This is a genomic window from Peptacetobacter hiranonis (genome assembly GCF_008151785.1).
GTDB classification, from domain to species: Bacteria; Bacillota; Clostridia; order Peptostreptococcales; family Peptostreptococcaceae; genus Peptacetobacter; species Peptacetobacter hiranonis.
Genome location: NZ_CP036523.1, coordinates 784,909 through 802,587, shown reverse-complemented (window position 1 = coordinate 802,587; position 17,679 = coordinate 784,909). Strand labels below are relative to the sequence as shown.

14 protein-coding genes are annotated in these 17,679 nt (G+C 30.9%); 5 read left to right on the top strand and 9 right to left on the bottom strand.

Annotated features, from left to right (window positions below):
* Positions 1 to 31: 31 nt before the first annotated feature.
* The 6 genes from KGNDJEFE_RS03820 to KGNDJEFE_RS03795 all read right to left on the bottom strand — a co-directional run bounded on the left by KGNDJEFE_RS03820 (position 32) and on the right by KGNDJEFE_RS03795 (position 6,831).
* Positions 32 to 292 (bottom strand): HPr family phosphocarrier protein, encoded by a 261-nt coding sequence (locus KGNDJEFE_RS03820; RefSeq protein WP_006439908.1) that lies wholly within the window; start codon positions 290 to 292, stop codon positions 32 to 34.
* 295 nt (positions 293 to 587) lie between these two features.
* Positions 588 to 1,793: a patatin-like phospholipase family protein gene (locus tag KGNDJEFE_RS03815; protein WP_006439907.1), complete on the bottom strand. Its 1,206-nt coding sequence runs from the start codon at positions 1,791 to 1,793 to the stop codon at positions 588 to 590.
* Between the two features lie 32 nt (positions 1,794 to 1,825).
* The gene (locus KGNDJEFE_RS03810; protein WP_006439906.1) at positions 1,826 to 3,646 is read right to left on the bottom strand and encodes an Eco57I restriction-modification methylase domain-containing protein; all 1,821 of its coding nucleotides are present in this window, start codon (positions 3,644 to 3,646) and stop codon (positions 1,826 to 1,828) included.
* A 36-nt stretch (positions 3,647 to 3,682) separates the two neighbouring features.
* Positions 3,683 to 4,774 carry an N-acetylmuramoyl-L-alanine amidase family protein gene (locus KGNDJEFE_RS03805; RefSeq protein WP_006439905.1) on the bottom strand — a complete coding sequence of 364 codons (1,092 nt, stop codon included), beginning with the start codon at positions 4,772 to 4,774 and terminating at the stop codon, positions 3,683 to 3,685.
* A gap of 178 nt (positions 4,775 to 4,952) precedes the next feature.
* Entirely contained in the window at positions 4,953 to 5,435 is a 483-nt protein-coding gene (locus tag KGNDJEFE_RS03800) for a hypothetical protein (protein ID WP_006439904.1), read from the bottom strand.
* A 610-nt stretch (positions 5,436 to 6,045) separates the two neighbouring features.
* Positions 6,046 to 6,831 carry an HAD family hydrolase gene (locus tag KGNDJEFE_RS03795; protein WP_040410385.1) on the bottom strand — a complete coding sequence of 262 codons (786 nt, stop codon included), beginning with the start codon at positions 6,829 to 6,831 and terminating at the stop codon, positions 6,046 to 6,048.
* Between the two features lie 275 nt (positions 6,832 to 7,106).
* Here KGNDJEFE_RS03795 and KGNDJEFE_RS03790 point away from each other — a divergent pair, with 275 nt between their 5' ends.
* The 5 genes from KGNDJEFE_RS03790 to KGNDJEFE_RS03770 all read left to right on the top strand — a co-directional run bounded on the left by KGNDJEFE_RS03790 (position 7,107) and on the right by KGNDJEFE_RS03770 (position 12,012).
* A complete protein-coding gene (locus KGNDJEFE_RS03790; RefSeq protein ID WP_006439902.1) occupies positions 7,107 to 8,405 on the top strand; it encodes an LCP family protein in 1,299 nt (432 codons plus the stop codon).
* Between the two features lie 315 nt (positions 8,406 to 8,720).
* Positions 8,721 to 9,395, top strand: a complete 675-nt coding sequence (locus tag KGNDJEFE_RS03785; RefSeq protein ID WP_006439901.1) for a helix-turn-helix domain-containing protein — start codon at positions 8,721 to 8,723, stop codon at positions 9,393 to 9,395.
* Between the two features lie 2 nt (positions 9,396 to 9,397).
* Positions 9,398 to 9,820, top strand: coding sequence for an IS3 family transposase (locus tag KGNDJEFE_RS03780; RefSeq protein WP_169302898.1), 423 nt, complete (start codon positions 9,398 to 9,400; stop codon positions 9,818 to 9,820).
* Between the two features lie 5 nt (positions 9,821 to 9,825).
* Positions 9,826 to 10,299, top strand: coding sequence for a DDE-type integrase/transposase/recombinase (locus tag KGNDJEFE_RS03775; RefSeq protein ID WP_006439899.1), 474 nt, complete (start codon positions 9,826 to 9,828; stop codon positions 10,297 to 10,299).
* A gap of 357 nt (positions 10,300 to 10,656) precedes the next feature.
* Positions 10,657 to 12,012 (top strand): LCP family protein, encoded by a 1,356-nt coding sequence (locus KGNDJEFE_RS03770; protein ID WP_006439898.1) that lies wholly within the window; start codon positions 10,657 to 10,659, stop codon positions 12,010 to 12,012.
* A 119-nt stretch (positions 12,013 to 12,131) separates the two neighbouring features.
* Here the strand turns inward: KGNDJEFE_RS03770 and KGNDJEFE_RS03765 are convergent, their stop codons facing one another.
* The 3 genes from KGNDJEFE_RS03765 to KGNDJEFE_RS03755 form a co-directional block, all read right to left on the bottom strand.
* On the bottom strand, positions 12,132 to 14,249 hold the full coding sequence (locus tag KGNDJEFE_RS03765; RefSeq protein WP_006439897.1) for a family 10 glycosylhydrolase: 2,118 nt from the start codon (positions 14,247 to 14,249) through the stop codon (positions 12,132 to 12,134).
* Between the two features lie 195 nt (positions 14,250 to 14,444).
* The gene (locus KGNDJEFE_RS03760) at positions 14,445 to 15,413 is read right to left on the bottom strand and encodes an NlpC/P60 family protein (RefSeq protein WP_006439896.1); all 969 of its coding nucleotides are present in this window, start codon (positions 15,411 to 15,413) and stop codon (positions 14,445 to 14,447) included.
* Between the two features lie 355 nt (positions 15,414 to 15,768).
* Positions 15,769 to 17,556: an aminopeptidase P family N-terminal domain-containing protein gene (locus KGNDJEFE_RS03755; protein WP_006439895.1), complete on the bottom strand. Its 1,788-nt coding sequence runs from the start codon at positions 17,554 to 17,556 to the stop codon at positions 15,769 to 15,771.
* Positions 17,557 to 17,679 lie beyond the last annotated feature (123 nt).

Below are 17,679 nucleotides of genomic sequence, written 5' to 3'. Positions count from 1 at the left end.
TCCTAAAAGATTAATTATTTATAACCGATTCTTATTCACCGAATCCTGATTCAACCATTTCAGATAATTTAGCTATAGCTGCTTCTTCATCTTCTCCGTTTGCTATTAGAGTGAATTCAGTTCCTTTTGATAAACCTAAGCTCATTACACCCATTATTGATTTAGCGTTTACTTTTTTACCATTAGATTCTATTTCTACTGTTGATTTGAATTCAGATGCTCCTTTAACGAACATTCCTGCTGGTCTAGCGTGTAACCCTGTTTCGTTGATAACTGTTAATTTTTTTTCCATTTTTAAATTCCTCCTGAAGTGTTTTTTAATTTAAATTATATTATCTATATCTACCCCACTCTAGTGGGACATTTTTTGTCCGACGGTATTATTAAGTTCCCACTCGGCTATCTTTATCTATTATACTACTAAATTTTATTTTTTTCGACAACTTTCATTAATATTTTAATAAAAATTTTTTTAAAATCTTTTTGAAAATTATGTATAACATAAAAGATAGGTTTTTCTTACAAATTTTTGTAGCTTTTTACATCTAAAAGTATATTGATATACATAATTTACAGTATATATTACACTATTTTAAATTAGATATAAAGCAATCTACAAGCACAGATTTTCTGTGTTCTTTCTTTTGTTTAATATTAAGTCTAGCTTCTTCTCTACGCAACTCTCTATAATCTATTAAATTATCTCGATATGTATCATTTATTACTGAATTAATATCGTAGACTTTAACCCTATTTTTTCCCTTGCGCTCAAGTGCATTTTCATAAAGCGCAAAGTATAAATCTCTGTAGGTAAAATTCCTTGGTAGTGCTAATAGCTCTCCAGCTTTAGGAATAATAGCCTCCATTAAAGTTCTTAAATCAGGATTTCTTCTCATATTGAATACTTGACAAAGAAGATTTATATCTTCTTTTTTCATACGTCTTAGTTTTTCAAAGCACATATCTTCTGTAATATCGCCAGCATTTCTAAAATAGAATCTAACTCCATCGTACTTTTCAAAAGTTTTCATTGTATCTAAATATCCTAAGTTTATATTTTTCTGAATATGATCTCTATCCTTATTCATAGAGCCACCTAGATATTCTGATGGATATATAACTTTTAGATTTAAGTCGCTGTGTTTTTTTATACTGATTGTACCTTGTAAATTGTCCTGAATTCTAATAGCTACTATATCTTTGTAGCCTTTCTTTTCAAGCATTCCAATAGGTAGATTATCGACAAACATTCCATCTACATATAGCTTATTGTCCATTACATTCATTTTGAATATAGGTAGACTGGCACTCGCTATTAGATAGTCCACTAGTCTGCCCTTTGGTATATCCTCTAAAAATAACGACTGTGGATTTAGTTTTTTATCTATATACATAGTAACCATTCCAAAGTCTATTCCCTTGTTTCTTATTTTATCCTCATCCAAAGTATCCTCTAGCATCTCCCTAAGTGGAGTAATGTCGATTCCGTCATTTTCTTTAAATGACTTCTTTATAAGAGAAAGAATCTGGTTCATCCGCTTCATGCTCAAATCCATATCCTTTAGCTTTTCATACGTTTCAAAATCTACATTTATAAAATGCTTATAATCGTACTCAAGCCATATTTCCTCCATAATACGTATATCATTCTGAACCATATATGCACCATTCAATGCACCTATTGAAGAACCTGTAATTCCTTGAAAATCCATACCCATTCCTTTAAGTGCTTTATATGCACCTATTTGGTAGGCACCTTTTGTACCTCCACCTTCAAGAACTAGACCTCTCATAATACACCTCTTCTGATGCAAAATGCATCTTATTAAAATTTGTCTTTAAAGATATCTTCCTCAACTAACAAATCTATCTTTTGTATAAGCTTATCTATATTATCCGATATATTCAGCTTTTTTTCCATAATTTTTTTGGAATATTCTTCTATTTTTTCATAATTATCTCCCTTAAAGATCTTCATCTTCATAACTTTATTAGGATAATAATCATAAATTCCCCTACTCATCTTTTTTGCATTTATTTTATAATACTTGTCGTATATTGAAGAGTTTAAAAGAGCTACAATATACTCATATGAAAATTCTTCCTTGTACTCATCTTTTAAATAAAAAGAGTATACATCTGCGCTGCTGTATAAATTATCGTAATCTACAGCAAATTTATTTTCTCTAGATTTATAGGGATACATAACTTTAGTTCTCTCAAATACGCTTTTTTCTCTCCCCCACTGTAGTTCATACCACTTTCTAATACATTTTAAGCACTCTCTTCTGTTTTCTAACTTTTCTTTATACGGATTTATACAATTTTCAAAAATATATTTCTCATCATCCTCACATTTTATATCATTAGAATATATCATCTTGTGATTAACTTTAGGAATTACATATTTTTCTATATCTCTACTCTTTGCAAGGTCTTTCAAAAGTTTAGGCGTTATATTTTTTAATCTATTATCGTTATTTTTTAAGATAAACGCCTTATCGCATCCAGTTATAACACCTTGAGAACTTTCCGCTATTTCATAAAGCCTATACCCTTGCATTTTTTCAATTCTAAGATACAGCTCCATATCCTTTTCATTTGCTATAATCCAATCTGATTGCAATCTACTTGTAGATATTTTTATGCTCTCAAAATCTTTTGTATTATTCTTTATTTCCTCTACACTCTCGACAAGATTTTTTCTATCATTTACATATACATACTTATCTGATTTCTTTCTATATATATTGGTTGTAGAAATTCCATATCCTTTTTTTCTCATTCGTATTATGCACGCAGAAATACCTACACAGTCAAATACCTCTGCCCCAAGAAAGTCTATTATCTCCTCGATTTCTGCATTTTTTTCCAAGTAATTTCTAAGCAATTCAGCGGATATACTTTCTAAAAAATATCTAGGTGTTATCAAATGAATTACTCCATCATCTTTTAATAATTCTAGAGAATTTTTATAAAAACAGAAATATAAGTCTGATTTATCTCTATAAACTTCTCTGTACTTTGTCATTATAAATTGTTTATACTCTTTTGTAAGAAGTTTATGCCCGACATACGGTGGATTTCCAATTATAATATCAAACTTTGTTTTCCAATTTATTTTTAATCCATCTTGATTATATATATTCATCTTAAATAGACTTGTATTCCAATTATCCTCATTTAAGTAGGTTGCTTTATACTCATCCCAGCTTTCTTCTTCTTCTAAATCATCGTTTGCAATAGGTTCTTCATATTTACCTAAAATAGCGACCTTAGTCAAAAGCCTTTTAGTTATTTCTACAGCTTCCTTGTCTGTATCTGTTCCGTATATACAATTTTTTAGAATATATCTGGGTATATTTTCCTTTTTAAAACTTTCATCTCCATATTTTTCAACTAGTTCTTCGGACTTTTCTTCAAATATTTTAATCAATTTTTCAAAAGCATACACCAAAAAATTTCCACATCCACAAGATGAATCCAAAATTTTAGGACATGGATTTTTTAATACATCTAATTTTCCAACCGTATTGTCTACTATATACTCAACCATTTCTACTGGAGTGTAGTAGATACCATATCTTTTTCTTTTTTCTATATCTAAATTATTTTCATATAATCTCGCCGCTTTAAATTTTTCCATAATAAGCCCCTCAAAGTAGATAAATATTTATTTATACTAATTTTTGCCATTTTTTTCATCTAAAAACGTAAGAGTTCCCTGCATTATTCCCTCTGCTAGCATATCTTGGAAGTTGGGATCATTTAATTTTTTCATATCAGATACATTAGTTATAAATCCGCATTCAACTAATACTGCTGGCATTGTTGTTTCTCTAAGTATTTCAAAGCTATTCCGAAGTATTCCTCTACTCATTATCTCGACATAAGATGCCGTTGTCTGTTGTACAGAGTTAGCAAGTTCTTTAGATCCATCTGTAGCACCATTTCTGTACCATGTTTCAAGTCCATTTGCATCGCCGTATTTTTTCTGTGCATTTAGATGTATAGAGATTAAAGCATCTGCATTGGCTCTCTTCGCAATTTCAGCTCTTTCTTCTAAACTTACATACTTATCCTCAGTTCTAGTCATTATTACATTTACATCAGACTCTCTCCCCAGCCTTGAAGCTACCTTTTTAGCTATCTGAAGTGCTATATCCTTTTCATATACAGTTTCTGTACTATCAATAGATCCTTTGTCATTTCCTCCATGTCCTGCATCTACAACAATATTATATTTTTTCGATTGCCGCTTTTTCTCATCATCCAAATCATACTGCCCTTTTGTTGGATGTTTTTTATCTGTACTATCCCCAGCTGCAGAATTTTCATTATTTGCTGAGCTACTACTTCCAGAGTTATTTTCTATAGTGGATGAATTTGCACTTGATAATTTACCTTTTATCATCTGCACTCCCTTAACTCCACAAAATCCTAATGCCACAACCAAAAGAACTGCGATTGCAACTCTTTCCCATTTAATCTTTCTCCCCTTCTTCTTAGGAGTATTATTTGATGTTTTAGGTTTTTTAATTTTTTTTGCTTTCTTACTACTATTAGCATTAGATTTTTTTACCGAAGTATTTTGTTTTGTTTTTACTGGTTTATTCTTTTCTACATTATTTTTTTCTTTTGTAGTATTTTTATTATTTTTAGTTGTATTCTTTGTACTTATCTGACCAGTTTTTTTATTTCTATCTATATATATAACATTACTTTTTTTATTTGAATTTCCCTTGTTTTTATTTTTATTATCTTTGCCCGTCATACTATCACCTTTCTATAACATAGTCCCTATTATTTTAACACTTGAAATTATTTTTTTCAATCGAATAGTTTACATAACAATACAATCTATACTTATATTATGCATTAAAAAAGCAGGCTCCTCAGCCTGCCTTTTTAAAATTATAAGTCTTTTGGGATTAATTTATACTTGATTCTCTCTATTTATGAGATAGGATAGTTTCTGATGTTATTATTGGATTCATCACATCATCTATAGATGCTGTTGATCTTATATCCATTTTTGTTTCTGATTTTACAAAGTCTCTTGAAGTTATTATTGGGTTCATTACATCTTCTTCTGCTACTTTGTTTACACTATCATTTTTAACTTCTTCTTTTACGAAATCTCTTGAAGTTATTATTGGACTCATCACGTCTTCTTTAGCTACCATATTTATGTTGTCGTTTTTAACTTCTTCTTTTACAAAGTTTCTAGAAGTTATTATAGGGTTCATTTCGTCAACTTCTGGTAATTCTATTCTATTTTTATCAGCTTCTTTCATTTCTACAGTTCTTGAAGTTATTATTGGGTTTAGGCTTTCATCGATTTCTAATGCACTTGCTTTCTGTACACCTATTCCACCTACTACTACTACGATTGCTACTGCTGCTAATAATTTTTTAAGATTTAAGTTTTTCATGACTGTCCCTCCATTTATCTGAATGTAATTATTTTCTTTTGTTTGATATTTATTTATCTCTTTCTTTGATTATAGTTTAACAAATGTTTTGCAAAAAGTAAAGCCTTTTTTGAAAAATTGTATTAAATTTTTTTATTTTACTTTACAATTTCGACAATTAAACAAAATAGTCTTATTTACATATATTTTCAGAAAAATTAGCCATAAAAATTTATTTTTTAATGCTTTTTTTGTTCTATCCAACAAATTTTCTGACAATTTACCCTTATTATACAACTTGCATACGCATATCGAGTTGTATCTTTTTAATTATATTTTTCTGACAATTCAAAACAACTCGACTATTCTGTAGTTATTTTTTTAACATAATATATTTCATTTTTACTATTCTATTTACAATTTCAAATTCATTTCTACTTATTTTGAATATTTTTTATCATTCTTTCATATAATATGTCTATTTTCATTCATCTATTCCTATTTTTCATATAATTATGTATATTTTTCTACAATCTATTCAATAAATTAAATACATATATAATGTAGAAACTTTTCAACTAAAAAAAGCCCCAACTACAAAATAACTGTAGCTGAGGCTTTCTTTGTATGATTATATATTGAATACTTCTTTTATTTTTTCTAGCACTCCATTTTCACTATTCTTACCAGCTATAAATCTAGCTTTTTCTTTTAATGCATCTATAGCATTTTCCATTGCATAACTATAGTATCCACATTCTATAAGCTCTAAATCATTCATCTGGTCACCAAATATCATTATCTCTTCACTTTTTAGACCATATCTTTCTTTTATATGCTCAAGAGCTTTTCCTTTTGTTACTCCTTTTTCCATTATATCTAACCAATGAGGTCCAGATGTACAAACAGTCATATAATCACCAAACTTATCAAAATAATCCTGGCAATGTTCAGAAATAGGTCTATCATCGTATATTGCTGTTTTTAGTACATCTTCCTTAACATCTTTTAAATCATCTACAACTGTTACACTTGAGCAGTATATATCTAACATTTTTAAGAATTCTTCATCCTTACATTCTGTATATGCAGTGTATTTAGTATTTAAAAGAATTTCTTTATTTTCTGCAGCTCTTGTAAAGTCTATTATATCTTCTACATTTTTCTTGTCCATAGGATCACATAATAGTTCTTCCCCTTTATTTACTGCAAATGTTCCATTTTCAGCTATAAACATCATTTTATCTTTTACTGATTCAAAAAGTGTTTCTAGTGATGGATACTGTCTACCACTAGCAGCCATAAATGTAACTCCCTTTTTATATAATTCATTAAAAACATGATTAAATTCTTCGTTTAATTCTCCATTATTGTCTAATAGAGTCCCGTCTAAATCTGTCGCTATAAGCTTTATCATAGAATACCCCCTCTTAATTTTTAATCTTTTTATAATATACCCCACCTTTATGAAATTTTCAAGAATTTTAGTTTTCAATCTATATTTATAGTTGAAAAAGTTGTAGAATATATTCTGTGACAATATTATATAAAAACACAAAAGCTATTGAATAATTCTCTGTATTCTAATATAATTATAAGATGATTTTATAATATTTTTATAGAGTATATTATTTAATTGAGTAAAAATTAATTGAGAAAAAAAGAATAAAATAAAAGAAAGAAGGGATTTTTTTGTCTAAACTCAGAAAGCTTGTTATACTTCTTGCGGTTCTTGTTATAGCCTTTCCGACATGTGTGTTTGGATATGTATATACAAAATTAAAAACTGTTCAGGATAATGGTGATTACGATGCCCTGAATAGTCTGGACCACAAAAATGATAGCGGCATAACAAATATTCTTCTTCTTGGTACAGATGGTAGACCTGGCGAAAATGCTCAGAGATCTGATGCTATGATGATTCTTACTGTTGATAATAAAAACAAGAGTCTAAAGCTTACTTCTCTTGGTCGTGATACATATGTAGATATACCTGGACATGGAAAACAAAAATTAACTCATGCCTACTTCTACGGAAAAGCAGATTTACTTATCGAAACTATAGAAGAAAACTTCAAGCTTGATATTCACGATTACGCTCAGGTCGATTTCTATTCATTTATGGATATAATAAACGTACTTGGTGGTGTAACGGTTGATGTTCAAGAAAGTGAGTTAAAAGAGCTTAATAAATTTATACCAGAAACATATTCTTGGTATGAACATGATGACAAAGGTAAGATAAAATATGTAACTAAGGCAGGTAAACAAAATCTAAATGCATACCAAGCACTTTCATTTGCTCGTATAAGAAAAAATGACGGTACTATGGAAAGAGATAATAGACAGAGAATGGTTATAGAAGCTATGGTTAAAAAACTAAAAGGTCTTCCAATATCAAAATACAACGACCTTATGAACTCTGTTTTACCATATGTTAAAACAAATATGTCACCTGCAACAATACTTGGACTTGCAAAAGACGTACTTTCAATTGGTAACTTCGATATAACTTCACTTCAGTTCCCTCTTCACCCAGAACGTGAAGTAAGACTTGGAAAAGCAGGTTATGTTATACCATTTGAAGAATACGAAGTAGATATATTACACGATTTCATATTTAAAAATATAGTTCCTACAAAAGAACTTATAGATAATGCGGATAAACAGTATGGAAGAACAGATTACAGCGATTATACAGAAGATAATTCTTCATCAAGTTCTTCTAGTTCATCTAGCTCATCTTCATCTGATTTAGATGAAGATAGTACTTCTAGTGGAAGCTCTAGTCATTCTGGAAGCAGCAGCCATTCTTCTGGTGGAAGCAGTCACTCTGGTGGTTCTAGCTCAAGTGGCTCTAGTTCTGATGATAGTTCTTCTAGTGGCTCTAGTTCAGGAAGCTCTGATTCTGACAGCTCTAGTGGTGGTTCTGATTCAGGAAGCTCTGATTCTGGTAGCAGCGACTCTGGTAGTGGAGAAGTAACTGAATAAATATAAAACTTTGGGACTGTTGCGTATCTTGCAACAGTCCCTTTTATTATTTAATCTTTTATAAATTTATTATTTTTTAAAATGGTATAAATCAAAATTTATAATTATTATATTTATTCGCAGTATTGAATTTATAGACAAAATCTTCTCCAGTTTGTTCAAATCGAATTTTATAGGGATAATATCTAACTTAGTAGATTGAAGTGCATAGACAAAACTCTCTCGACAATCTGGAGACGTGAGGTGAACTGCTCCCCTCTGAGTAGACAAGTGAAATAAATAAATTCACTTTAAACTTAGAAGGGAGCAATTTTTATGCCTAGAAGCAATGTAACCGCAAAACAAAAATTAGATGCAGTAAAAAAGATTCTTTCTGGCGAAGAAAGTCGAAGACATATTCGGCAGATTTATGGTGTAGCTCATTCTTCTGTCGAAGAATGGATTTTAAAATATCAAATAAAAGGAGAAAAAGCTTTTAGTGATAAATTTCAAAAAGTTGAATATTCAAAGGAAGTTAAAGAAGCAGCAGTTAAAGCATATTTAAATGGTGATGGTTCACAAAATGAAATTTGTAGAATTTATGGACTTAATTCAAGAAGTCCACTTGAACAATGGATAAAGGAGTATAATAGTAATAAAGAATTAAAATCTTCTAAATCCATTGGAGGAACTATTATGACTAAAAATAAAAAAACTAGCTTTGAAGAAAGAGTTGAAATTGCTCAATATTGCATTAAATTTGGACATAGTTACAGCGAAGCTGCTGAAAAATATAACATATCATATACACAAGCACGTAGCTACGCTCTTAAATATAAAGAATCTGGCAAGGATGCTCTAAAAGATAAAAGAGGAAAAAGAAAATCTGAAGATCAATTAACAGAAGTAGAACATCTTCGCAGAGAAATAAAACGATTAGAAAATGAAAAAAGACAGGCTGAAATGGAGATAGCTTTATTAAAAAAAATACAGGAAATAGAGAGGAGGTGAGTTTGCAGAGAGTACGAAATAATTATATATACGCAGCTATAAAAGAAGTGCATGAAAAACATCATTATCCAATAAGTTCTCTATGTAAAATAAGCAATGTAAGTAAAAGTGGTTACTTTAAATGGTTAAAACATCAAAAAACTTACAATGATATAAGAAATGAAAAAATTGCTAATATCATAGAAAAAATACACTCTGACTATCCCGACAAAGGCTACCGCCGTATTAGAGATGATTTATACAGATATTATAATATAAATGTAAATGATAAAAGAATACTACGTATTTGTCGTGTACTTCAAATTAAATCAACTATAAAATATAAAAATAATGGATGTACAATTCAAAATCAACATCCTACATATACAACAGAAAATATTCTTAATAGAAATTTTAAAGCTGATGCACCTGATGAAAATGGCTAACAGATGTGTCAGAGTTTCACTACTATGTAAATGGAGAAAAACATAGACTTTATCTAAGTGCAATTCTAGATCTTTATGATAGAAGAATTGTTGCTTATACAATCGGAGATTCAAATAATACAGAACTAGTGTATAATATGTTTGATTTTGCCGTAAAAAATAACCCAAAAGCACACCCAATTTTTCATTCAGATAGAGGGTATCAATATACGAACAGAACTTTTCATTCTAAATTGGTAGCCGCAGGCATGACACAAAGTATGTCTAGAATAGCTAGATGTATTGATAATGGACCAATGGAAGGTTTTTGGGGGATTATAAAAAGAGAAAGATATTACGGAAAAAAATTTAATAGCAGAAAAGAATTAGTTGATATGATAGAAAATTATATAAATTATTATAACAATTCAAGATTACAAAGAAAGTTAGGTGTATTAACACCTTTTGAAAAGCATGAAGAATTTTTAAAAGTAGCATAAAAATATCCAGCAAGGAAAATACCTTGCTGGATGATAAATTTAACTTTTATTTATTTTGACAGTCCACTCTACGGGTAGCAGTTCAAGGTTGATTTACAACAAAACAATTTACTTATACACACGTCGAAGCTGGAGAGGAGTTTGTCTATGACTTCAATTCCTGAGAGATATTAACGTATAAATTTTGATTTATCTACTCTTATATAGTAAATTCATAAAAGATTATCACTTGAATTCATCATAAGTCTTTAATATAATAAAAAAGTGACTTGCATATTTTTGCAACGCTATTTATAATGATAAAAGACTTATTTTTTAGTGTGATATTATTCAAATTTTAGAAAGAAGGTTTTTATTTTGGCAGATAATAGAGATAACCCGTCTAACAAGATAAGAAGGGTTAGCGCTTCTTCTAAGAATGGACAGTCTAGTTCTCCACGTACTAATGCCTCAAAAGTTCAGAGGTCGTCTAGTCGTGGCAATTCTTCTGGTAATAGATCATCGCAATCTATAAATACAAATGTCAGAAGAAGTTCAGACAGTTCTCGTTCAAATCCTAGTAGAAGAGCTCCCGGTGGGCAAAATAGGAATATCAAAAAATCTCCTATGAACTCAAATCTAAATAGAGGAAGTCGTTCCTCAGACGGAAATAATTATGACAATATAAATAAAGAGCAACCTAAAAATAGAAATCCAAGAAATAGCGGTAGTGCTCGTGCTGCTAGAAATGCAGAGAGAAAAAGACAGAAGAGAAAGAAGATTAAGCGTATAATGACTGTTATATTAGTTATTATTTTAGCCTTCCCTACTGTAGGTGCTATTTCATTTATTAAAAAGGTTGCAGACGCATATGATCCATCTATTGCAAGTGGTGTATTCGACAATATTACACATATAAACAAAAAAGGTATTACTAATATCCTTTTACTTGGATCAGATGCCAGAGAAGGCGAGGAAAAGTCTAGAACGGATACTATGATGATATTTACAATAGATACCGTACACGATTCTCTAAAGCTTACTTCTCTTGCTAGGGATGCGTATGTAAATATTCCTGGACATGGATATACTAAGCTTACCCATGCCTATTATTTAGGTGGTGTCGAGCTTCTTACAGAAACTATAGAAGATAACTTTGGTGTAGATATACATAACTACGCACTTGTCAATTTTGAATCGTTTATGTATATTATCGATGCTATTGGCGGTGTTACGGTAAATGTTAAGGAATCTGAGCTTGCTGAGCTTAATAAATTCATCCCTGAAACGTATTATTGGTATAAGGATAAATCTCAGCCTATGCAACTTATAGAATCTCCTGGTGAACAGCTTCTAAATGGATATCAGGCACTTTCATTTGCTCGTATAAGAAAGAACGACTCTGCATTTGAGAGAGATAGACGTCAGAGAGACGTTATACAGGCAATGTTCTCTGGGGTTAAGGCTATGTCCAAATGGCAGTATCCAAAGCTTTTAAATGCTGTTTTACCTTATTTAAAGACTAATATGAAAACTACACAGATAGTTTCACTTGGAATGTCTGTTATAAGAATGGGAAGTCTTGATATTAAACAATTTGAATTCCCTATAACAAACTCACCATATTCTATTGAAGGTAAGTATAAGAATGCTGGATGGGTAATAAGATTTACTGAGGACTCTGTAAAAATACTACAGGACTTCATATTTAATGATAAACAATATGTAAAATAAAATCTAAAAATAGGCTGTTGCAGATTTTGCAGCAGCCATCTTTTTATTTTTTATTTGAAGTGAAAACACAAAAAGGATGCAGAATGCATCCTTTTTATAAAGTTTATCTAAAAAATATTTTATTTAAGATTTTCTCTGATTTTGTTGTAAGTGTCGTTTGATATTCCTCCACCTATTCTGAATACGCTGTTAGTTTTTTTGTTTTTTAGTATGTTTGCCTGTTCAGAATCTAGGGAATTTCCTGCTATTACAATTGGAGATTTTGTTCTTGCTGCGTATACACCTACACTTATTGCATCTACAAGCGGTCTATTTTTAGCCACAAATACTGGATTGTAAGTTTCTGATGGATATAGAGCTTTTATTACTCTAGCATTAGTCTGATTTCTATTGCTTCCACCTATTCTATTTCCAGATACATTTCCTGATACTACAGAGTCTATTTCTTTGATTACATTATTAGAAATAACTGCATTTTCTCCTAAGAAATATGCTGAAGATATAGAATTTGATTTTATCCAGTTTTTAACTGATGAATTTACACTATTTTTTGAAGTAACTATTATAGGTGCTTTTTCCTCAGCTGCTTTAGACACAACTGATAATGCATCTGCTGCACCATTTTCTCCAGCTACGTATATTTTGCTTACATTAGCCTTTGAGTCTATTTCTTTAGCTATATTTACAGATAACTCTTCTATGTTTGATCCTTCTATTCTTTTTATAGAAGCTGATGGAGCTACCTTTTTAATATTGCTAACAGTATTTTCTCCTATAGCACTTTTGTCACCTATTATTATTATATTAGATGGACTTAATCTTTTTAATTCATCTGTAGTATATTTGCTAACCTTATCTTTTTCTGCAAGAAGTACCGGTGCATTATAAGCTGATGCAAGAGGATTTGATACTATCCCCTCTATTTCATTAAGTCCATTTGCTATTACTACTGTAGAAGATGCATTCCACCCTTTTTTACTTATTTTCGCCGCAGTATCGTATCTATTAGCTCCGATAATCTCTGTAGAAGTGGGTAAGTTTTTATCTTCTATTGTTCCATTGTATGCTCCATACATACTCTTTAAGTCGTTATATATGCCAGCATTATTCACTATATCTCTGGCTGAGAAATACATACTACCTTTAACTGTACTGTACTGTTTGTTTATATTTATCTGATTCTTTATTTCTTTAGCTATATTCTGTCCACCATGGCTTGACTGACCCTGTTTATATATTCCCTGACCTATATAAAGGTCTACATCGTATCCTTTTACTTCATTAGCCCACCATTTTACAAGTTTAGAATAGTCAGCTACTTTTAACCCTATTGGCCAGTATATCTGAGGAACTATGTAATCTACATATCCTTTTCTTATCCAAGTTCTTGAATCTGCAAGCATATTGTAGTATGACTGTGAGCCACTAGTTTCAGAACCATCTGGGCAATCTGATGATTTATTTCTCCATATACCAAATGGACTTACACCAAATTCACAACCAGATCTAGCGTTTACAACAGCTTTCACTTTTTTAAGAAGAGTGTTTACATTTTCTCTTCTCCAGTTGTTTCTATCCTGCCCTTTTCCATATGCTTTATATGATGCATCATCTGGGAATGAAGATGATGGATAGAAATAATCGTCAAAGTGTATTCCATCTACGTCGTATTTATCCACAACTTCTTTTACTGTTTTTACAAGATAGTCTACAACAGCTGTATTACCTGGATCATAGTACATTTTGTTATTATATTTTATTACCCAGCTTGGATTTTTTCTAGCTGGATGAGATGATACAAGTGAATTTAAGTCAGTACCTGAAGATGTTACTCTGTATGGGTTCATCCATGCATGAAGCTCCATTCCTCTTTTGTGTGCTTCTTGTATTGCAAATGCTAATGGGTCATACCCTGGATCCTTGCCCTGTGTCCCAGTTAAGTACTTAGACCATGGGTTTATAGATGATTTATAAAGTGCATCTGACTCTGGTCTAACCTGAAGTACTATTGTATTTATTCCACAGCCTTTTAATTTATCCATTAACTGTGTAAGTTCCTGTTTCTGTTTTGATGCGTTGTTTTTTGTTTTAGGCCAGTCTAAATTATAGACTGTAGATACCCAAGCTGCTCTCATTTCCTTTTCTGCAGCTTGTGCGTTATTTGTGTAAGATACACTTCCTACAAACATAAATACCGCCAACATAACAACTGTTAGTTTTTTTAATATCTTTTTCATTTTTTCCTCCCTTTCCAATTATTTTTACTTTACCTTATATATTTTATAATAGATTTTATATTATATAAAGAAAATATTATAGAAAAAGCAGTAAATGTAAATTTACCGCTTTTCCTATTACTTTAATTTAGTTTTTTAATTTGTCGGTTAAGAGTTTATATTATACTGCTAAAGCAGTTATAATCTTTTATTAATTTATACTACTCTTCTAGCAACTATCATTTTTCTTGCTGATAATTTGCTTATTTTTACAACATCGCCAGTCTGTGGTGAGTGTATATACTGGTCATTTCCTATATACATTCCAACATGGTTTACTGAGCTTCCTTTACCGAAGAATACTAAATCTCCTGGTTTTAATTCTGATTTTGAAACTTTTTTACCGTATTTTGACTGTTCTCTTGATGTTCTTGGTATGCTAACTTTTGCTCCATTTTTATAAGCGTAGTATGTTAAACCTGAGCAGTCAAATGAGCTTGGTCCAGTAGCTCCCCATTTGTATGGTTTACCTAACTGAGCTTTTGCTACTTTTAATGCTGCTTCTGCTTTTGTACTTGTTTCACCTGGTATTGTTACATAGTTTGAACTAACCCAACCTACTTTTCCACTTTCTGTTTTTACCTGATACCAACTTCCAGATGTTTTTAATATCTCTACAAATTTACCTGCGTATATTTTTTCTACTACTTTCCCTTTTGTTGATGCTTTATCTCTAACATTTAAGAAATCACAATCTACTACTTTTCCACATTTATTTTTTGATTTAACTCCATTAGCGTCAAATCTGTATATTGTTCCTCTTACATCTCTAAATGTGTTTTTAACCATTACACCTTTTGCATTGAAGTAATAATCTTTTCCGTCTATTGTTCTCCACATCCGCTGTGCTAGAGAATTATCATTAGTTAAATAATAAGTTTCATCACCTATTTTTAACCAACCTCTCTGTTTTACACCATCTTTATAATAGTATGTTTTTCCATTTTCCTGTACAAATCCGTTTTTAGCTGCAGTTCTTGCAACATCTGTTGTAGATACTGTCTGTATATTTTCTAATTCTTCTGCTCCTGCTTCTACAGATGCATCTGTCACCATTATCGCTCCTGATATCATAACTGCTGCCATGATCTTTGCCAAAAACTTATTTTTAAATATCTTCGTCATTAATCGTCCTCCTGTAATTATGATTCATGATTTATAGATAGTGGGTATTTTATAAATCATTTTTGTAGCCCCTCTCGCTACATTTTTAATTGTAACATAATGGTTACAGAAGAACAAGCTTTTTGTTACATTTCTGTAACTATTTTGTTACTATTTTGTTACTTTTTGTATATTTTCACCAAATTAAAAGTATATTTTGTTATTTTTACAGATTTACTGTAAAAAAGTGACATAATTAATTACAATAGAACAATAAATTGTAACAATTTCGCTAATATCCTTCCACATTATATACTAGAAAATATAATTTAAAAAATGGGCTGACGCAAAATATGCGCCAGCCCGTTTATTTAAACTATATTTCTCTAGTATATTTTCTTAACCATTCTGTTTCTTCTTCATCTAGGTATGGAGAAACTTTTTCAAATACTAGTTTATGGTATTCATTTAAGTATTTTATATCATCACTGTTCATAACTTCTGGAACTATACCGTCTAAGTCAAATGGTATATAAGTTATTGGTTCGAAGTACATAAACTGTCCGTATTCATTCTGTTCTCCCATGCATACTAGAAGTTCATTTTCTAATCTTATACCATGAGATCCTTCTATATATACACCTGGTTCATCTGTTAATATCATACCTTCCTCAAATTTATGAGTATCTCCAGCTCTATATCTCCATCTTAAGCTTGTTGGAGCTTCGTGTATATTTAATAAGTATCCTACACCATGTCCAGTACCGCATTTATAGTCAAGTCCTCTTTCCCATAAAGCTTTTCTAGCTAGTATATCTAAGTTCATACCAACGCATCCCTGTAAGAATGTAGCATTAGCAAGACGTAAGTTACACATAGCAACTAATGTAAAGTGTTCTTTTATAGTATCTGATACTTCACCAAGTACGAATGTTCTTGTTATATCTGTAGTTCCTTCCCAGAATCCAGCACCAGTATCTGTTAAGTAAACACTTCCTTCTCTAAGTCTTACATCAGTTTCTGGTTTTGAGCAGTAGTGCATCATTGCTGCGTGATCTGCATAAGCTGATATTGGTTCGAAGCTTGGTCTTATGAAGTTACCCATTTCTTCTCTTAATTCATCTAATTTTTCAGATGCACTCATTTCAGTTATTTCCATAGTTTCTACATTTTCTTTAACCCATTTCATGAATTTAACATGAGCTACAGAGTCTTTTATCTGAGCTATTCTCATGTTTTCTATTTCTTTAGGGTTTTTCATAGCTTTGAATAAAACTTCTGGATTTCTTTCTTCAACTTTAGCTACACCTTCTGGTATGTTGCTGTATATAGCGTAGTTTAATCTAGCTGGGTCTATAAGTATAGTTTCTCCAGCTGGTATTTTTTTAGTATCTGCATAAACATCGTTGTAAGGATGAACTGCTACACCTATTTCAGCGAATTCTGCTTTTAATTCATCATTTAATTTAGTTTCATCTATATATAGATCTACCCCATCCATTTTAACTACCATATAAGATAATACTAGTGGGAAGAAGTCTATATCGTCTCCACGCATGTTAAGTACCCAACATATATCATCTATAGTAGCAACTGTGTGGTAAGTAGCTCCACACTCTTTCATATATTCACGAATTCTTTCTATTTTGCTAGCTGCACTTTCTCCAGCGTATTCTTCACCTAGTTTGAATGCAGGTTTTTTAGAAAGTTCTGGGCGATCTTCCCATATTTCATCTATTAAATCTACTTCATATTTTATAGTAGCTTTATTTGATTTTGTTATTTCTTCGTAGCCCTGTCCTTCTCCCATAGCTACTACTCTACCATCAAATCCTAAGCAGTTTCCTTCTACTAATGTAGATTTTAAGTATTCATTTATTGTAGGTACTCCTGGTTCAGCCATTCTCATTAATTCTACACCAGATCCTTCTAGCTGTTTAGCAGCCTGAGTGAAGTATCTTCCGTCTGTCCATAATCTAGCTTCATCAAGAGTTATAACTGCAGTACCTGCAGAACCTGTAAACCCTGTTATAAATTTTCTAGCTTTGAAATGTTCTCCAACATATTCACTCTGATGGAAATCTGAAGTTGGAACAACATATGCATCGATTCCATTTTTTCTCATTAATTCACGAAGCTGTTCTATTCTTTCTTTAACAGTCATTGTAATTTACCCCCTACATTTTCATAATATAATTACTTTTTTTATTTACAAATAAATTTTTTCTATTTTTTTAAAATTAAAAATATTTATTTGCTTTTAAAAAGCTGTTTCACTATCGCGTGA

Excerpts from the sequence above, each read along its gene's own strand:
- KGNDJEFE_RS03820 (WP_006439908.1), bottom strand. The coding sequence starts at position 292 with ATGGAAAAAAAATTAACAGTTATCAACGAAACAGGGTTACACGCTAGA.
- KGNDJEFE_RS03815 (WP_006439907.1), bottom strand. The coding sequence starts at position 1,793 with ATGAGAGGTCTAGTTCTTGAAGGTGGAGGTACAAAAGGTGCCTACCAA.
- KGNDJEFE_RS03810 (WP_006439906.1), bottom strand. The coding sequence starts at position 3,646 with ATGGAAAAATTTAAAGCGGCGAGATTATATGAAAATAATTTAGATATA.
- KGNDJEFE_RS03805 (WP_006439905.1), bottom strand. The coding sequence starts at position 4,774 with ATGACGGGCAAAGATAATAAAAATAAAAACAAGGGAAATTCAAATAAA.
- KGNDJEFE_RS03800 (WP_006439904.1), bottom strand. The coding sequence starts at position 5,435 with ATGAAAAACTTAAATCTTAAAAAATTATTAGCAGCAGTAGCAATCGTA.
- KGNDJEFE_RS03795 (WP_040410385.1), bottom strand. The coding sequence starts at position 6,831 with ATGATAAAGCTTATAGCGACAGATTTAGACGGGACTCTATTAGACAAT.
- KGNDJEFE_RS03785 (WP_006439901.1), top strand. The coding sequence starts at position 8,721 with ATGCCTAGAAGCAATGTAACCGCAAAACAAAAATTAGATGCAGTAAAA.
- KGNDJEFE_RS03765 (WP_006439897.1), bottom strand. The coding sequence starts at position 14,249 with ATGAAAAAGATATTAAAAAAACTAACAGTTGTTATGTTGGCGGTATTT.
- KGNDJEFE_RS03760 (WP_006439896.1), bottom strand. The coding sequence starts at position 15,413 with ATGACGAAGATATTTAAAAATAAGTTTTTGGCAAAGATCATGGCAGCA.
- KGNDJEFE_RS03755 (WP_006439895.1), bottom strand. The coding sequence starts at position 17,556 with ATGACTGTTAAAGAAAGAATAGAACAGCTTCGTGAATTAATGAGAAAA.